General features: G+C 70.3%; 17 protein-coding genes. 6 read left to right on the plus strand and 11 right to left on the minus strand.

Going from position 1 to position 15,755, the window contains the following annotated elements; genetic code table 11:
* Positions 1–289: 289 nt before the first annotated feature.
* Complete coding sequence (locus DB32_RS19555; RefSeq protein ID WP_169791487.1) at positions 290–4,384, minus strand: spermine/spermidine synthase domain-containing protein; 4,095 nt, start codon at positions 4,382–4,384, stop codon at positions 290–292.
* An 84-nt stretch (positions 4,385–4,468) separates the two neighbouring features.
* Between DB32_RS19555 and DB32_RS19560 the strand changes: the two genes are divergently transcribed.
* The 3 genes from DB32_RS19560 (at position 4,469) to DB32_RS19570 (ending at position 6,454) form a co-directional block, all read left to right on the plus strand.
* Complete coding sequence (locus tag DB32_RS19560) at positions 4,469–5,065, plus strand: tetratricopeptide repeat protein (protein WP_157069191.1); 597 nt, start codon at positions 4,469–4,471, stop codon at positions 5,063–5,065.
* Between the two features lie 73 nt (positions 5,066–5,138).
* Positions 5,139–5,579, plus strand: coding sequence for a hypothetical protein (locus tag DB32_RS19565; RefSeq protein ID WP_157069192.1), 441 nt, complete (start codon positions 5,139–5,141; stop codon positions 5,577–5,579).
* Positions 5,580–5,596: 17 nt separating this feature from the next.
* Positions 5,597–6,454: an alpha/beta fold hydrolase gene (locus DB32_RS19570; protein WP_169791488.1), complete on the plus strand. Its 858-nt coding sequence runs from the start codon at positions 5,597–5,599 to the stop codon at positions 6,452–6,454.
* 41 nt (positions 6,455–6,495) lie between these two features.
* On the opposite strand, the gene DB32_RS19575 is transcribed toward DB32_RS19570, so the two are convergent.
* From DB32_RS19575 to DB32_RS19585, 3 genes are all read right to left on the minus strand, one after another.
* Complete coding sequence (locus DB32_RS19575) at positions 6,496–7,092, minus strand: hypothetical protein (RefSeq protein WP_157069193.1); 597 nt, start codon at positions 7,090–7,092, stop codon at positions 6,496–6,498.
* 32 nt (positions 7,093–7,124) lie between these two features.
* Positions 7,125–7,526, minus strand: coding sequence for a hypothetical protein (locus tag DB32_RS19580; protein ID WP_053234072.1), 402 nt, complete (start codon positions 7,524–7,526; stop codon positions 7,125–7,127).
* 211 nt (positions 7,527–7,737) lie between these two features.
* The gene (locus tag DB32_RS19585) at positions 7,738–8,514 is read right to left on the minus strand and encodes a hypothetical protein (protein WP_053234074.1); all 777 of its coding nucleotides are present in this window, start codon (positions 8,512–8,514) and stop codon (positions 7,738–7,740) included.
* Positions 8,515–8,597: 83 nt separating this feature from the next.
* On the opposite strand from DB32_RS19585, the gene DB32_RS19590 reads away from it, so the two are divergent.
* The 3 genes from DB32_RS19590 to DB32_RS19600 all read left to right on the plus strand — a co-directional run bounded on the left by DB32_RS19590 (position 8,598) and on the right by DB32_RS19600 (position 10,055).
* Positions 8,598–8,936, plus strand: a complete 339-nt coding sequence (locus tag DB32_RS19590) for a hypothetical protein (RefSeq protein ID WP_157069194.1) — start codon at positions 8,598–8,600, stop codon at positions 8,934–8,936.
* A gap of 106 nt (positions 8,937–9,042) precedes the next feature.
* On the plus strand, positions 9,043–9,549 hold the full coding sequence (locus DB32_RS19595; RefSeq protein ID WP_053234079.1) for a hypothetical protein: 507 nt from the start codon (positions 9,043–9,045) through the stop codon (positions 9,547–9,549).
* A complete protein-coding gene (locus DB32_RS19600; protein ID WP_053234081.1) occupies positions 9,546–10,055 on the plus strand; it encodes a hypothetical protein in 510 nt (169 codons plus the stop codon). The genes DB32_RS19595 and DB32_RS19600 overlap by 4 nt, the downstream gene beginning before the upstream one ends.
* A 6-nt stretch (positions 10,056–10,061) precedes the next feature.
* Here DB32_RS19600 and DB32_RS19605 read toward each other — a convergent pair whose 3' ends face one another.
* From DB32_RS19605 to DB32_RS19635, 7 genes are all read right to left on the minus strand, one after another.
* Positions 10,062–10,610 (minus strand): hypothetical protein, encoded by a 549-nt coding sequence (locus tag DB32_RS19605; RefSeq protein ID WP_053234084.1) that lies wholly within the window; start codon positions 10,608–10,610, stop codon positions 10,062–10,064.
* Between the two features lie 20 nt (positions 10,611–10,630).
* Positions 10,631–11,140, minus strand: coding sequence for a hypothetical protein (locus DB32_RS19610; protein WP_053234086.1), 510 nt, complete (start codon positions 11,138–11,140; stop codon positions 10,631–10,633).
* 140 nt (positions 11,141–11,280) lie between these two features.
* Positions 11,281–12,003, minus strand: coding sequence for a leucyl/phenylalanyl-tRNA--protein transferase (aat, locus tag DB32_RS19615; RefSeq protein ID WP_053234088.1), 723 nt, complete (start codon positions 12,001–12,003; stop codon positions 11,281–11,283).
* 16 nt (positions 12,004–12,019) lie between these two features.
* Entirely contained in the window at positions 12,020–14,350 is a 2,331-nt protein-coding gene (clpA, locus tag DB32_RS19620; RefSeq protein WP_053234089.1) for an ATP-dependent Clp protease ATP-binding subunit ClpA, read from the minus strand.
* A 59-nt stretch (positions 14,351–14,409) separates the two neighbouring features.
* Positions 14,410–14,751 (minus strand): ATP-dependent Clp protease adaptor ClpS, encoded by a 342-nt coding sequence (locus DB32_RS19625; protein WP_053234090.1) that lies wholly within the window; start codon positions 14,749–14,751, stop codon positions 14,410–14,412.
* A gap of 111 nt (positions 14,752–14,862) precedes the next feature.
* Positions 14,863–15,327: a hypothetical protein gene (locus tag DB32_RS19630; protein WP_053234091.1), complete on the minus strand. Its 465-nt coding sequence runs from the start codon at positions 15,325–15,327 to the stop codon at positions 14,863–14,865.
* 10 nt (positions 15,328–15,337) lie between these two features.
* Positions 15,338–15,745, minus strand: a complete 408-nt coding sequence (locus DB32_RS19635; RefSeq protein ID WP_053234094.1) for a hypothetical protein — start codon at positions 15,743–15,745, stop codon at positions 15,338–15,340.
* Positions 15,746–15,755: the final 10 nt, after the last annotated feature.

Raw genomic sequence — 15,755 nt, forward strand, 5'->3', positions numbered from 1 at the left:
CTTAGGCCGCAGTTTCATCCGGCCGACCGGCCGGTTTCACGTGCGCTGCGTACCAGGTTTCGCATTCGGTGCCGCGATCGCTGCGCAGCGGGCTACGCACTCGGACCGAGTGCGCAGCGTCCTGTGCAGACTCTCAGGTGATCCGCGCCGCGCGCGTGATCCGGCCTGCGCGGTGCGCGCATCCCCGGATCACGGGGTGTCGAACATCGGCTCGCCCGCCGGTCCCTGCCGTCCGCATGCTTCGCGCGCTTCCGTCCGGGACCAGCGGGACGAGCACTCCCGCCAGTGCTCACCCGCGCGTCGCGTCGTCGTGCTCGGTCTTGTCCGACTCGCCCGCCGCGTCGCTCGCGGGCGCCTCGCCCTCGGGCGCCTCGGGCGCCTCGAGGGCGTCGGCGTGCGACGACGTGAGCCGCGCTTCGACGTAGAGGCGCATGTTGTCGAGCGCCTCGCTGTACTCGCCCTGCGAGTCTCGCGAGCGCGCGAGGAAGTAGAACACCTCGGGGTGCGAGGTGACGTAGTCCTCGTCGGTGCGGATCAGATCGTCGAACTGCTCCGCGGCCGCGCGGTACTGCGCGAACGATCCGTCGGCCGCCTTGTAGAGCAGGTAGCCGTAGAGGAAGCGCATCGCCGGGCCGCTGTGCATGCGCAGCGGCGACGGGATGTCCTCCATCGCGCCGAGCGCCGCGCCCCACTGCGCGCGATCGATCGCCGAGCGCACCCGCTCGAAGCCGCGCACCAGCTGCTCCGCGCTCGCGCGATCCATCTCGGGCCCGGGCACCGGCTCCTCGATGCGCACCCGCGGCTCGTGCTCGCTCGAGAGCAAGTACGTCAGCACCTCGAGCGCGACCGCGGTCTCTCTCGCGCGTCCCGCCTGCTGCGAGAGCTCGATGAAGTGCGCCGCGACCTCGTAGCGCCCGTGGCCGATCAGCGACATCGCGAGCTCCGCGAGGTTGCGCGCGCGCGCGTCGCCCTCGCCGAAGCCGCGCACGTGATCCTCGAGGCGACCGAAGGGCCACTCCGGCGAGTAGATCGTCGCGAGGTAGCCCTCGAAGCGCTCGAAGCCGATCAGATCGCGCGGCGCCGCGAACTCGATGCGCGCGTTGTCGTCGGTGTTGAGCACCACCGGCTCGCGCACGCAGCCGGGCGCGTCGCAGGTGCCGGTGTTCGTCGACGCGTAGTCGACGTGCCACTCACCGCCGCGCTGGCGGCGCTCGATCTGCGTGTAGACCTCGATCTCGTCCTTCGACGAGAGCAGCACGCGCGCGAGCATGTCGAACGGCGAGTGCAGGTACGCGCGCTCGAGCTGGTCGTGCACCGTCATCCGGTCCGCGACCTGCGGGGTCTCCCACACGCGCTGCATGCGCTCGAGATCGAACGTGAGCGGCGCGTCCGAGCCGAGCATCACCGTGTCGCTCGAGCGATCGTCCGCCGCGAGCACCACGACGTAGCGGTACTGCGACGCGAACGTCCGGTAGATCGTCTTGATGTTCTCCGGGCTCATCTCGTAGAGCTGCACCCACTGGCAGTAGATGCCGCCCGGACGGAGCCGCCGCTTCGTGATGCGGAAGTGATCGACCGTGAACAGATCGCTGACGCCGGTGATCCAGGGGTTCGACGGCTCGCTGATGATCACGTCGTACTGGCGATCGGTCGACGCGAGGTAGTTGCGCCCGTCGTCGTTGATGATCTCGAGGCGATCCATCTCGACGTAGGGGAACGTGTCGCGCGTGTACTCGAGGAAGTTCACGTCCTGGAAGAAGCGCGCCGCCTCGGGGATCGCGCGCTCGAGCTCGATCACGTCGACGGTGCGCACCGGGAACGAGAGCGCGGTGCCGACGCTGACGCCCGAGCCGAAGCCGACCACCGCGACGTCGAGATCCTGCGGGCCGTTCTGGTGCATCAGCAGCGGGTAGGCCGCGACCGTGATCTGCGTCGGCATGTCGTCGCCGTTCGAGGCGTCGACCTTGCCGTTGTTCTTCAGCGCGTAGTGGCGTCCCCAGCGCTCGACCGAGACCGTCGTGCTCAGACCGTCGTGGTAGTAGACGAGATCGGGCTGACCCCACGACTCGGGATCGAGCATCCCTTCCGCGAGCGACACGCGGAACACGCCGAGCGTCATCTGGGTGAGGTTCCACCGCATGATCGAGTCGGGGCGGTGGGTGCCCACGTAGAGCAGCGCGAGCAGCGCGGGGATCGCGGGCGAGAGCACGTAGACCGTCACCGCGTGCCACGTCGGCAGCTCGGCCGAGGTCGGCGGCTTCACGTTCCGATCGGCGCGGTCGCGCTCGGAGACGCGCAGCAGGCCCCAGAGCCCGACGATCAAGAGCGCCGTCGCGCCCGCGCCGAGGCCGATCGCGGTGCGGATCGCGGCGTCGTCACCGACCATCCACAGGCCCACGCCGGTCGCGACCGCGAGGATCACGAGCGGCACGATCAGCGACACGATCGGCGAGATCTTCGTGCGCGGCTTCGCCTTGTCCGCCTCGGTCTCCGTGTCGGGCTCCGCCGCGCCCGCGATCAGCATGCCGAGCGCGAGCAGCATGTTCAGCGCGATGCCGACGTGCAGCGTGCGCTCCATGCCGATCAGCGGGAGCAGCACGAAGCCCGGCAGCCACGAGCCCACGATCGAGCCCAGCGTGTTGCCGGTGTAGACGGTCGCGACGTCGCGCGCGACGCCGCTGCCTCCCGCGGTCCACACGCGCAGCGTGAGCGGGAACATCGCGCCCATGCCCAGCGTCGCCGGCAGCGTGCAGAGCGCCGCGGTGAAGAACATGAAGAGCTGCACCGTGCCGACGTGATCGGGCAGGTCCCCGATCGACACGACGAGCTGCGCGAACGCGTACGGGATCTCGTCCTGCCACACGTACGAGACCGTCGTCGCGCCCGCGATCAGCAGCTGGATGATCGCGAGCAGCAGCACCGGATGACGGCGCAGCGAGATCGCGCAGCCGAGCATGATGCAGAGCGACGCGACGACCGACGCGAGGATCTTCGGCAGGTACCCGTACGAGAAGTACGCCGCGTTCAGGATCGCGCAGGTCAGCGGGACCAGCAGCATGATCACGCCGGGCGCGGCGAACGCGTCGGGACGCGTCGTGCGCACGTCCGCCATCTCGACGAGCGCCTGCTCCTGCTGCGCCTTGCGGATGCCGTACACCGCGACGAGCACGATCAGCACGAGCGGCAGCACGGACACCGCGATCCACGTCGGGATGTCGCCGCCGTGCGTGCGCCCGTCGCCGATCTGGATGTCGATCGCCCACGGCGCCATCGCGATCAGCGTGAGGAGCGACGCCGCGACACCGATGCCGCCGAGCGGCGCGCGACCGCGCGACATCAGCGCGCTCATCGCCGCCGAGCCGCTCGCGATGCCGATGAGGAACGTCTCGAGGATCAGCGCGAACGAGTAGATCGACGAGCCGATCGTCATCGCGAGCGCGCGCGACCAGACGACCTCGTAACAGAGCGCCGCCGCGCCGCTCAGCGCGAACGCGATGAACGCCATCTTGCGCGCGATCGGCGGGATCCAGACCTCGCGCTCCGCGCTCGCGACCGGCGCGTCGACCTTCGCCGCGGCCTCCGCGCTCTTCTTCTTTTTCTTCTTCGCGGGCGCGGCTTCCGCGGGCTCAAGCTCGCTCACCGCGACCGGCTCGGGCGCGGGCTCGTCAGCCACCGGCTCCTTGCCCGGCAGGAACTCGATCTTCTGACCGCTGCCCCACTTGCTGCCGATCAGCGGCTCGCGGAACGCCACGATCAGCAGCGCGAGCGTGAGGTTCAGCGAGCACGCGACCACGTTCGTGATCCCGAGGCCGACGTTCGGCATCAGCACGAACGCCGAGAGCAGCGGGCCGCACGCCGCGCCGAACGTGTTCACCGAGTAGAGCGTGCCGACGTACGCGCTGACGACCTCGGGGTCCTTCTCGGTGCGCGCGAAGTGCTGCGAGAGCAGGGGTAGCGACGTGCCCATCAGCGTCGTGGGCACGAGCAGGATCGGCACGACGCACAGGAAGCGCGCGATCATGAACGTCGTGCTCTCGGCGCCCAGTGACTGCCGGAGGAATGCGTTCACGTCGGCGAGCCAGCCGTCCGACGCGACCATGAACGGGATCAGCAAGCCCCAGATCGCCACGCCGACCTCGGCGATCGCGTACGCGAAGATCGGGTGCTTGATGCGATGCGCGAAGCGCCCCGCGATCCAGGTGCCGAGCCCCAGGCCCGCCATGAACACCGTGAGCACCGTGCTGATCGCGACCGAGGTCGCGCCGAACACGTGGTGCAGCATGCGGGTCCAGATCGTCTGGAAGATCAGGCTCGACGCGCCCGACAGGACGAACGCCACGTAGGGCGCGATGCGCTTCTGATCGATCAAGGCACGACGGTTCACGGGCGCTCCGGGCGAAAAATCGGCGCAGTATAGACAGACCCCACGCGCGTCGCGACCCGGGTTCTCGCGTGTCATGACCCCCGGGTGGCCCGCGTGATCGCAGCGCTCTTCCTGATCGCGATCGCTCCTGCTCGGATCGAGGCACAGCGCGACATGCGCGCGTCGCGCGAGGAGATCGCCGCCCAGCACCGTGCGCAAGGCGATTCGCTGCGCGCCGCGGGAGATCGAGGCTCGGCGATCGGGTGGTATCGCGACGCGATCGCTGCCGATCCCGACGACGCGCTCTCGTACGAGCGGCTGGGGCGCGTCTTCCTCGAGCGCGACGCGCTCGGCGATGCGCGCAGCGCGTTCGAGGCCGGCGTGACGCGACGCCCCGATCACGGCCCGTTGTGGGTCGGCCTCGCGGAGACGCTCGAGCGCATGGGCGCGATGGACGAGGCCGCGCGCGCGCTGCGTGAGCTGACGCGCAGGACGCCCGACGAGCTCGACGCGTGGCGGGCCCGCGCGGCGCTCGCGATGCGCCGCGGCGCGTGGAGCGAGGCGCTCGCGTGCTACCGCCGCATCGGCGACGAAGAAGCGCAGCGCAACGTGATCGCGCTGCGCTTCCTCGTCGGCACGAACGATCCGGTGCGCCGCTGCGACGCGCGCAGCGAAGTGCGCCGGGCCCTCTGCGAACGCTGATTCGTTTTTGTTAGCCTCGTCCGGAAGTCGCCGTCTCGAGACGCGACGCACCGGGGAGGCGAGCGGAATGTACGTGAGCGCGAGGGACGAGCGGCTCGGGCTGGCGGTCTGGTATCCGAGCCGCCCGACGGCGGCGGAGTGGGACCAGCACCTGAAGGACGTCGAGGACGTCATCGGGTGGTCGAAGAAGCTCGGGGCGCGCCCCGCGATCATGCTCCTCGCGAACGACTTCGAGCGCCCCGACGCGCGCACCCGCGCGCGGCTCACCGAGCTCACCGGCGCGCCCGACTACGACCCGCACGTCGCGTTCGTGAACAGCAACGCGATGCTGCGCGGCGTGCTGACGGTGTTCTCGTGGATGCACCGCAGCCCGAACTACGAGATGGGCTTCCTCGCCGACGAGGACGCGGGCGTCGCGTGGCTCGAGGAGCGCCGCAAGGCGTCGCTGCCGATGCTCCGCACGCTGCTCTACGAGGTGCGGCGCAAGTCGGGCACGGCCGCGCCGCTGCGATGACGACGAAAGGAGCGCCGATGAGCGAAGAAGGAACGAAGGGGACATCCCGCAGGCAGTTCGTGGAGCTGGCGGCCGCGACCGCCGCGATGACCGGCGCCGCGGCGCTGGGCACATCGCGCGCGCACGCGCATCGCGGTGGTGGGCACGGTCGCGGCGCGCACTTCGTGCTGGTGCACGGCGCGTGGCACGGCGCCTGGTGTTGGTACGAGGTCGTGCCCGAGCTCGAGCGCTGGGGGCACCGCGTGACGGTCGTCGATCTGCCCTCGCACGGCATCGACGCCGCGCCGCCCGGCACGGTCACGCTCGACGACTACGCGAGCCGCGTCATCTCGGTGATCGACGCGCTCGACGAGCCGGTCGTCCTCGTCGGCCACAGCATGGGCGGCGTCGTGATCTCGACGGTCGCCGAGGCGCTGCCGGAGAAGATCGACAAGCTCGTCTACCTCACGGCGTTCCTGCTGCGCGACGGACAGTCGCTCTTCGACGTCGCGTCGACCGACGCGGGCTCGCTCGCGACGCCGAACCTCCTGCCCGATCCCGGCGCCGGCACGATCGACGTCCGGCGCTCGGAGATCCGCGACATCTTCTATCACCGGTGCAGCGACGCCCACGTGCAGCTCGCGCGCTCGCTGCTGAAGGTCAACCCGCTCGCGCCGATCGTCACGCCGCTCTCGCTCACGAGCGAGGGCTTCGGCAGCGTGCGCCGGTTCTACGTCGAGTGCCTCGAGGACCAGGCGATCTCGATCGCGGCCCAGCGCGCGATGGTCGCCGCGACGCCGTGCGAGGAGGTGCTGCGCATGCGCACCGATCACTCGCCGTTCTTCTCGGAGGTGCCCACGCTGGTGCGCCACCTGACGCGCATCGCGAGCCGCTGACGCGCCAAGCGCTCTCCACGCCGCGGCGTGGAGAGCGCGCGTCAGTTCGTGATCGGGTGCAGCAGCTCGCCGGCAGGCGTCCCGGCGGGCACCTCGATCGCGCCGACGACCGCACCGATGCACTGCGCGACCGCGGGATCGCTGACGCCGCGCGCCGCGAGCTCGACGGTCGGGGACGTCGGCGCCCAGCGCGCCTGGATCGCGACCGGCCCGCCGGTGCACGTGACGATCGCGCTCGCGCGATCCTGCAGTCGCGCGCGCACGGTCGTCGCGAACGGGCTCTCGCTCTGGGTCGAGATCGACGTCGTCGCGGGAGGCGGGGCGCTCCGCGGCGGGGGCGCCGATGCCGTGGCCCGCGGCGCGCTCTCGCCGCCGGCGCTCACCGGCGTCTGATCGACCCAGACGAACCCCTGGGCTCCGCCGACGTCCTGGTACACCCGGCGCTCGCCGCAGACGTCCATCTGCACGGTGCGCGCGAAGCCGTTGCCGTTGTCGTTCAGGATCCGGATCCGCTCGGGCGGGCACGAGTGCTGGACCGACGCGGTCTCGGTCACGCCGCGCCGCCAGTCGTAACAACCGGCGATCGAGAGCGAGAGGGTGATCGCCAACGCGGCGACGGAGAACGTCCCTGGTTTCATGGCGCGCGACGTTACCAGACGCGCCCGCCGCGCTACACGCCGAACGCGCAGACCGTGACGGAGCGTGCGCGCAGCGCGAGGTGCAGCCACTCGCCCGCGACGAACGCATCGGGCGCTGCCTCGATCGTCACGAGGCAATCGGGCGCGAGCCGCAGGTAGACGAGCCCCTCGTCCTCGACTTCCTCGACCGAGCCGATCCACTCGATCGCGTCGTCGTGCTGCGTCCATCGCGGCGATCGCTCGTCGGTCCGCTGGGCGTTGCCGCCGAGCTCCAGCCGCTCGTCCACGTCGAGCTCGATCGACTGCGCGCCGAGCGCGGGCGACGCGCAGCGCGGATGGACGCGCAGCCGCGCCCGGCCGAGCGCCGTCGACATCACGGCCCAGCGCGGGCCGTCCTCGTCCTCTCGCTCGACCGCGAGCACGTCGACTCTCATCGAGAACCCCGTTTTCGGCCGCGGATCGCGATTCTGCAGCGACGAATCACGTCCAGCGCCCGCTGGAGGCGATTCTGCGGCGCGCCATCGCCTCCGGCGGTCGGCGGAGGCGATTCGGGGCCCGCGGATCGCCGAAATTACCGCCCGACTGCGTGTCGCGATTCGCGGATCGCCTCCGGCGCCCGCCGGAGGCGATTCGTCGCCGCGGAATTCACTCCTCGCCGGGATCGCCGTCGTTCGGCGTCGCGGGGTCGCCTCCCGGCGTCCCCACGAGCGTTCCGCGCTTCTTCGGGTTCACCCGGAGCTTCGCGGCGAGCACCTCTTGCTCGGCGAGCGCGTAGAGCGACGAGAGCGCGGGGACCTCGAGCCCGAAGGCGTCGTCGAACGCGTCGATCGCGCTGGTCTTCGCGGCGAGCGCGACGTCGGCTTCCTTCGTCTCGCGCTCGATGTCGGCGAGCGCCTTCGAGAGCGCGAGCGCGCTCTCGCCGAGCTCCTGCGCGTAGTCGTCGCGGTCGAGCTTGGTGCCCTTGCGGCGCGGCTTCGGCAGCTTGATCGACGCATCGAGCAGCGCCGCGCGCGTGGCGTGCGCTTGCTCGGCGAGGACGCTCGGGACGCTCGACGCGGGCTCGCGCAGGTGCAGCAGCGAGAGCGCCTCCTCGGGGTACGCCGAGAGCACGGTGTTGCGGAGATCGACGTAGACCTCGCGCACCTCGGCGGCGCGCTCGTCGCGCGCGCTGCGCGGGCCGGCGTCGTCCGCGAGCTCGACGTCGTGGGCGCGGTCGGCGCGCTGCATCGCGTCGGCGCGCGCCGCGATGTCGCGGCCCATCAGCTGCGCGAGGAGCGCGACGTCGGGCATGCGCTCACCGGGACGAAGGTGCGGGCGCAACCGCGCGGCGATGCGTGTCGCGATCGCGTCCGCGTTCTGTTCGAGGGAGCCCTGCACCGCGCGCGCCGACGCGATGCGATCCGAGACCATCTTCGATGCCATGCGCGCGAGCCTACGCGAGCGATCCGGAGTGAGGGAGACCGCGCTCGGAGACGGAGGCGCGGCGCGTGCTCTTCGTGAGCGCGATGCGAGCGTGGGCGATCGCGATGGCGCTCTGCGCGTGTGGGACGCCGTGTCAGGACGCGTGGATCGGCGAGAACGGGTGTCCCTCGGAGTGCTACGTGCTGAGCGCGCGCGCCGTCGACGTGGCGCGCGCGTGCACGGTCGAGGAGGAAGTCTCGATCTGCGCGCGCGCCGATCAGGAGCCGGTGCTCGAGCCGACGTGCGTGGTGGACGAGGAGACGGGCGCGCGATGGTGGGCCGCGTCGGGGGTGTCGCTGGGCCGGGGATGGCGCGCGTGCACCGACGAGGAAGCGGGCGAGGTCGGCGCGCACCAGGCGTGCGAAGTAGACTCGGGGTCGTGAAGCAGTCACCGGCGGACCTGCGCTTCGACCCGTTCGCGCTGGCGTTCAGCGTGGTGTTCTTCGCGTGCGCGGGCCTGGCGTACGTGTACCGCGCGGAGATCGCCGCGTGGTGGTGAGCGCGGAGGCGCTGCTCGCGCGGATCATCGCGAGCTGGAACCAGGAGGAGGACGTCGGGGCGCGATACGCGGCAAAGGTCGCGGACGTCGGCGCGATCCCGCTGATGGTCGCGGCGATGGCGACGAAGTCGACCGCGAAGCCGGTGCACGGCGCGGAGCACGCGACGGCGTTCGTGTGGACGACGCTGGCGTACGCGGATTGGATCGAGGTGACGCGGCGCGTGCTCGCGCTGCCGCACGCCTGGTACCACCTGATGTGGTTCGCGCTGCGGTACCTGCGCGTCGACTTCGTCGCGATGGCGCGCGCAGCGGGCGCGAGCGAGGTGGACATCGCCCGGTTCGAGCGAGAGCAGCCGGTGCAGGTGGTGCTGATCGCGCAGCCGGAGGAGGAGTCGCTCGAGTGGGAGGTGATCGCGGCGACGGGGCGCGATCCGCGCGAGTTGTGGCGCGGGTTGAGAGAGCAGGGGGCGCCCTCAGGGCGCGTGAAGACGCTGTGAGCGAAGAGGGCGGGCCCGAGCACGAACGTGGCGGCGGACTGCACTTCGATCCGCGTGCGCTCGTGATCGCGCTGGTCGCGGTCGCTGCCCTGCTCGCGTATGCGGTGCACCACGAGAGCGAGCTGCGAGCGGGGCGGACGCCCGCTGCGCTGCGTACCGACGAGCGGGGGCTGGATGCGCTGAGCGCGTCGATTGGCGCCGAGGTCTTGGCCTTCGAAGACGATGACGGAGTCCCGATCCGCGTCTTGGTGCGGGAGGAGGCGCCGGGCGACTACGTGCTCGTCGCGTACCGCCGGCGCGGGGACGCGTTCGAGCGGTTCGGGCAGACGTGGTTCCCGACGGGGTTCGATCGCCCGCGGATCGCGGGCGATCCTCCGCGGCTCGAGATGCGGGAGCGCGGGACGGGCGCGGTGCTCGTGATGCGGATCGAAGGCGACGAGGTCGATCTCGTCGCGCGCGACGGCGACGTCGAGATGGTCGAGCTGCCCGCGCCAGTTCCGCCGTGACCGCGCTCAGTCGAAGTGACGCAGCGCGCCGAGTAGTCGGTCGCGCGCATCGGTCTCGGCGCGCTGCCACGCGAGACCGAGCAGGCGTCGCGCCAGCGCGACGCACGGGTCGTTCCTCTCGCAAGCGCGACGGAACCAGCGACGCGTGGCGGTCTCGAGCTCGATGATCATCCCGTCGATGCACACGACATTCGGACCGTGCTCGATCACCTCGGGCAGCGCGCTGCGCGCGTGCACGTCGCGCGCGAGGGCGTCCGCTCCGCTGAGCACGAAGCGCTCGCGGAGGAGCTGCGGCGCGATCCAGTCATCGGCTCGATCCGGGCGCGTCGTGCCGAACCGGCGGGCATGGAAGCAGCCGTACGCCGAGCGGTCGAGCGTGTGCGCGGTGACCGTCGCCCGGCTCTCGTCGTCGCGCTCGATGACGAGCGCGATCTCAGTGGCGAATGTCGGTCGATAGACGAGTCGCACGATCGTGCGGGTCCCCAGTGCCGGTAGCGCCAGTGTCTCGCGCAGGAATGCGTCGAAATCGCCCAAGAAGGTGTCGCTCGAGCGCATCGCGTCGCATCGTACGCGCGTCAGTTGGCGACGGGATGCAGCAGCTGCCCGGGAGGGGTCCCCGGCGGCACGTCGATCACACCGATCGCAGCACTGATGCACTGGTCGATGGTGAGGTCCGACACGCCACGGGCGCCGAGTGCCACGCTGGTCGAGCTTGCTGCTCCCCAGCGAGCCTCGACGGCCACGGGCGCGTCCGTGCAGACGAGGATCGCACTTGCGCGCTCGGCGATTCGCGCGCGGACCGTTGCGGCGAACAGGCTCTCGGACTGAGGAGTTTGGGTTGCTACCTCGCGGCACCCTGCATCACCGCGCTCCGCGGGAGCTGCTGGCGTCTGGTCGATCCACGCGTGTCCCTCGGTTCCGCCGAGATCCTGATACACGCGCCGCTCGCCGCAGACGTCCATCTCGACGATTCGCGAGTAGCCGTTCTGCGAGTGGTCGTTGACGATCGCGATCTGCTCGCGCGGGCACGAGTGCCGGATCGACGCAGTCTGGGTAACGGCCGAGCGCCAGTCGTAGAGCGACATGACGCATCCGGCGAGCACGAGTGAGGACGCTGCGGTCAATCCCGCGACCACGTAACTGCCTGGTCTCATTTGGCCGCGAAGCTATCAGCGCCCTCGGGCGCGAACGAGTCGAAAACGACCGAGATCTTCGCGTCTCGGCGTCAGCCCTCGCGGAGCTTCGCGATCGCGTCGACCGCGTCGAGCTCGAACGTCCACTTCCCGCGTCGCGTCTCCTTCGCGAGCGAGCGGTGGAGCACGTCGAGGAACCTCTTCCGCGGCCAGTCCTCGGCGCCGAAGCGCTCGAGGTGCTCGGTGTGGACCTGGCAGTCGACGAGGTCGTAGCCCCAGTGCACCAGGTTGCCGAGCAGCGTCGCGAACGCGAGCTTCGATGCGTCGGGCGCCTCCGCGAACATCGACTCGCCGAAGAACATCCCGCCGAGCGACACGCCGTAGAGGCCGCCCGCGAGCACGCCGTTCATCCAGCACTCGATGCTGTGCGCGTAGCCGAGCTCGAAGAGGCGCTCGTAGCCGCGCACCATCTCGCGCGTGATCCACGTGCCGCGCTGACCGGGGCGATACGCGCGCTTGCACCCGGTGATCACCTGCGTGAACGCGGTGTCGCAGCGGATCTCGAAGTCTCCCTTCTTCGCGCGCTTGCGCAGCGAGCGCGGGACGTGCGCGCTCGACGGCTCGAGCACGAAGCGGGGCTCGGGCGAGAACCACAGGAGCGGCATGCCCTCGCTGGGCCAGGGGAAGATCCCCTGCGCGTATGCGAGCAGCAGCCGCTCCGGGCTCAGATCGCCGCCGATGGCTACGACGCCCTCGGGCGAAGCGCCCTCGGGCGGCGGGAACACCAGCTCTTTCGTCAGCAGATAGACCGGCACGGACGGGCCGTGACGATCATGCTTCGATGGTCGTCTTCACGTCGACGAACTTCGGCGCGACGGTCGTCTCGCCGTCCTTCTCGACCACGTCGAAGACCACCGTGCCGCCTTCCTTGAGCGGCCCGAAGAGCAGCGCCTCCGCGAGCGGCTTCTTGAGGAACTGCTCGACGGTGCGGCCCATCGGACGCGCGCCGAACGCGGGGTCGTAGCCCTTGTCGGCGAGCCACTCGCGCGCTGCGCTCGTGAGCTCGAGCTCGATCTTCTTCTCCGCGATCTGCGCGCGAAGAAGGCCGACCTCCTTGTCGACGACCTTGAGGATCACGTCGCGCGAGAGCCCGCCGAAGAGCACCCACGCGTCGAGCCGGTTGCGGAACTCGGGCGAGAACGTGCGCTCGATCGCCTGCTTCGCCTTGCTGAGATCCGCGCCTTCCACGCCCGCGCCGAAGCCGAGCGCGCGCTTCGCCATGTCCTGCGCGCCCGCGTTGGTCGTCATGATGAGCACGACGTTGCGGAAATCCGCCTTGCGACCGTTGTTGTCGGTCAGCGTCGCGTGGTCCATCACCTGGAGCAGCACGTTGAAGAGATCGGGGTGCGCCTTCTCGATCTCGTCGAGCAGCAGCACGGCGTACGGCTGCTTGCGGATCGCGTCGGTGAGCAGGCCGCCCTGATCGAACCCGACGTAGCCCGGCGGCGCGCCGATGAGGCGCGAGACGGTGTGGCGCTCCTGGTACTCGCTCATGTCGAAGCGGATGAGCTCGACGCCGAGCGTCTTCGCGAGCTGCCGCGCCAGCTCGGTCTTGCCGACGCCGGTGGGGCCGCTGAAGAGGAAGTTGCCGATCGGCTTGTCGCCGGTGCGCAGGCCCGCGCGCGACAGCTTGATCGCGCTCGCGATCTTCGCGATCGCGTCGTCCTGTCCGTACACGACGCGCTTGAGGTCCGCCTCGATGTCGCGCAGGCGCTCCTGCTCGCCCGCCGAGACGGTCTTCTCGGGGATGCGCGCCATCTTCGCGACCACGCGCTCGATGTCGCGGAGCGTGACCTCGCGGGTGCGCTCGTTGCGCATGCGATCCTGCGCGCCCGCCTCGTCGATGACGTCGATCGCCTTGTCCGGCAGGAGCCGCTCGACGATGTGCTTCGCCGAGAGCTTCACCGAGGCCTCGATCGTGCCCGGCAGGTACTTCACGCCGTGGTGCTCTTCGTAGCGAGAGCGCAGCCCCTCGAGGATGAGGATCGAGTCGTCGATGCTGGGCTCGCCGATGTCGATCTTCTGGAAGCGGCGCGCGAGCGCGCGGTCGCGCTCGAAGCTGCCCTTGTACTCCTGGAACGTCGTGCTGCCGATGCAGCGCAGCTTCCCGCTCGCGAGCGCGGGCTTGAGGATGTTCGACGCGTCCATCGACGAGCCGGTCGTCGCGCCGGCGCCGACGATCGTGTGGATCTCGTCGATGAAGAGGATCGCGTCCTCGTGCTCCTGGAGCTTCTTGATGACGCCCTTGAGGCGCTCCTCGAACTGGCCGCGGTACTTCGTGCCCGCGAGCAGCGAGCCCATGTCGAGCGAGTAGATCGTCGCGCCGCGCAGCACCTCGGGGACCTTGCCCTCGACGATGTGCAGCGCGAGGCCCTCGGCGATCGCCGTCTTGCCGACGCCCGGCTCACCGACGAACACCGGGTTGTTCTTGCGGCGCCGGCAGAGCACCTGGATGGTGCGCTCGAGCTCGAGGTCGCGACCGATCAGCGGATCGATGCGGCCCTCGCGCGCCTCGGCGTTGAGATCGACGGTGTAGGCCTTGAGCGGATCGCGCGCGGCGCCGCCGCCTTCCTCGTCCTCGTCGCCGAGGCCCGCGTCGTCGCTCTCGTCCTCTTCCCCTTCTCCGAAAGACCCAGCGCCCGACGCGTCGCCCTCGGGGCCGGCGCCGTGGCTCACGTAGCGCTTGAGATCGAACTGCGAGACGCCCTGCTGCGAGAGCAGGTAGACCGCCTGCGAGTCGCGCTCGTGGAAGAGCTGCACGAGCACGCTTCCGCCGTCGATCTGCTTCATCTCGGACGAGATCGCGTGGATCGCGGCGCGCTGGAGCACGCGCTCGACGGCGATGGTCTGGTGCGGCTGGAGCTCGTCGCCGTCCTCGTCGGGCACGGCCTCGAGGTGGTTCTCGAGCCACTCGGCGAGCGACTTGCGGAGCTTGTGTCGGTTCGCGCGACAGGCGTCCAGCGCCTTCGCGGCCTTGGGGTCATCACACAGCGCGAGCAGCAGGTGCTCGAGCGTCACGAACTCGTGCCGCATGCGACGAGCCTCTTCGTAGGCCTTGCGCAGCGTCGCCTGCAGCTCCTTCGCGATCATCGGAGTGGCCATCGTTCTCCTGAGGCTTCTTCTCTAAGGCGGCGGTCTCGTTCGTCGATGCGCGCCGACCTCTACTTCTTGTCGCCGTCGTCGTCCTCTTCGGGCTCCATCGAGAGACGCAGCGGGTACTCGCGCTCCTTGGCGAGCCGCTCGACGATCGCGATCTTGGTCTCCGCGACCTCGCGCGTGAACACTCCCGCGACGCCGACGCCGTTGTAGTGGACGTGCAGCATCACGCGGACCGCCTCCGCGTCGGTGTGGCGGAACACGGACTTGAGGACTTCGACGACGAATTCGCGCGTCGTGTAGTCGTCGTTGTGAAGCAGCACGCGGTACATGCGCGGCCGCTGCACCTTCTTCTCGGACCGCGTCTCGGTGATGACGCCGGAGTCGGGATCGAAGGGATCTGCCACGGTCTCCTCGCGAAAAAAGCGAGAGCGAGTGTAACCGGTGGCGAGCGCCGCGCACCGTCCTCGCAGCATCGTTCCCGCCGCGGCGGCTCGCCATGCCGCTGTGAGCGGGGCTTACCTGCCCGAACGGTCGGTCGCGGAGGTGGACGCGCGCCACGCCGCGCAGATCGCGTCGGCGAGATCGTAGACCGAGGCGCCGCGGAACATGGGCTCGATGCGCAGCGGATCGCCGTCGCGGCGCGTGATGCGGACGTCGAGGCGATCCTCGTCGACCGCGACGTCGGAGACGTCGGACCACGGGAGCTCGATCGTGGTCGCGCCGTCGGCGAGGCGGAGCGCGTCGGGCTCGAGCCGGAGCGAGACGGTGCCGCGCGCGCGACGCCGAGAGCGGCCCACGAGCGCGACCCAGCCGGCGCACGCCGCGAGCCCGGCGACGGAGAAGAGCAGTCCGACCCAGTTGCGCAGGGCGAGCGCGAGCCCGCCGACGGAGAGCAGCACGACCACGATGCCGACCGAGCGGAGCAGCGCGGCGCTGCGCTCGTTGTAGGTGTCGTGCTCGAACGTGCGGTACGGGGTCATGGCGGAGACGTCAGAAGACGACCACCCGCGCGAAGTAGTTCCCGTTCGTGTCGTTCCACACGACGACGTGCTCCTCGTTCGAGACCTCGATGCGCGCGAGGTCACCGGCAGCGAGCGCAGGCGTGCGCCCGTCCTCGGTGAACGAGAGATAGACGAGCACGCCGTTGGGCGCGCGACCGAGATCGTGATCGACCTGGATGCGGACGCGACCGGGGTAGGGGATCCAGCGGTCGTCCTCGGAGTCGAGCGGCGCGCTCGCCCACGAGCGCACTTCACCGGTGGTCGCGTCGACGTCGACGACCTGCTGCGCCAGCAGCGGATCGGTGAGCGGGATGAAGACGATCTCACCCGGTGGGGTGAGCCCGCATCCCGCGAGCACGAGCGTCGCGAGCGCGAAGCGAAGAAGCACGGTGCGCATCTGCGTGGAG

Origin of the sequence: Sandaracinus amylolyticus (assembly GCF_000737325.1) — a bacterium.
Classification (GTDB): Bacteria; Myxococcota_A; Polyangia; order Polyangiales; family Sandaracinaceae; genus Sandaracinus; species Sandaracinus amylolyticus.

Excerpts from the sequence above, each read along its gene's own strand:
- DB32_RS19570 (WP_169791488.1), top strand. The coding sequence starts at position 5,597 with ATGAGCGAAGAAGGAACGAAGGGGACATCCCGCAGGCAGTTCGTGGAG.
- DB32_RS19575 (WP_157069193.1), bottom strand. The coding sequence starts at position 7,092 with ATGAAACCAGGGACGTTCTCCGTCGCCGCGTTGGCGATCACCCTCTCG.
- DB32_RS19580 (WP_053234072.1), bottom strand. The coding sequence starts at position 7,526 with ATGAGAGTCGACGTGCTCGCGGTCGAGCGAGAGGACGAGGACGGCCCG.
- DB32_RS19585 (WP_053234074.1), bottom strand. The coding sequence starts at position 8,514 with ATGGCATCGAAGATGGTCTCGGATCGCATCGCGTCGGCGCGCGCGGTG.
- DB32_RS19590 (WP_157069194.1), top strand. The coding sequence starts at position 8,598 with ATGCGAGCGTGGGCGATCGCGATGGCGCTCTGCGCGTGTGGGACGCCG.
- DB32_RS19605 (WP_053234084.1), bottom strand. The coding sequence starts at position 10,610 with ATGCGCTCGAGCGACACCTTCTTGGGCGATTTCGACGCATTCCTGCGC.
- DB32_RS19610 (WP_053234086.1), bottom strand. The coding sequence starts at position 11,140 with ATGTCGCTCTACGACTGGCGCTCGGCCGTTACCCAGACTGCGTCGATC.
- clpA (WP_053234089.1), bottom strand. The coding sequence starts at position 14,350 with ATGGCCACTCCGATGATCGCGAAGGAGCTGCAGGCGACGCTGCGCAAG.
- DB32_RS19630 (WP_053234091.1), bottom strand. The coding sequence starts at position 15,327 with ATGACCCCGTACCGCACGTTCGAGCACGACACCTACAACGAGCGCAGC.
- DB32_RS19635 (WP_053234094.1), bottom strand. The coding sequence starts at position 15,745 with ATGCGCACCGTGCTTCTTCGCTTCGCGCTCGCGACGCTCGTGCTCGCG.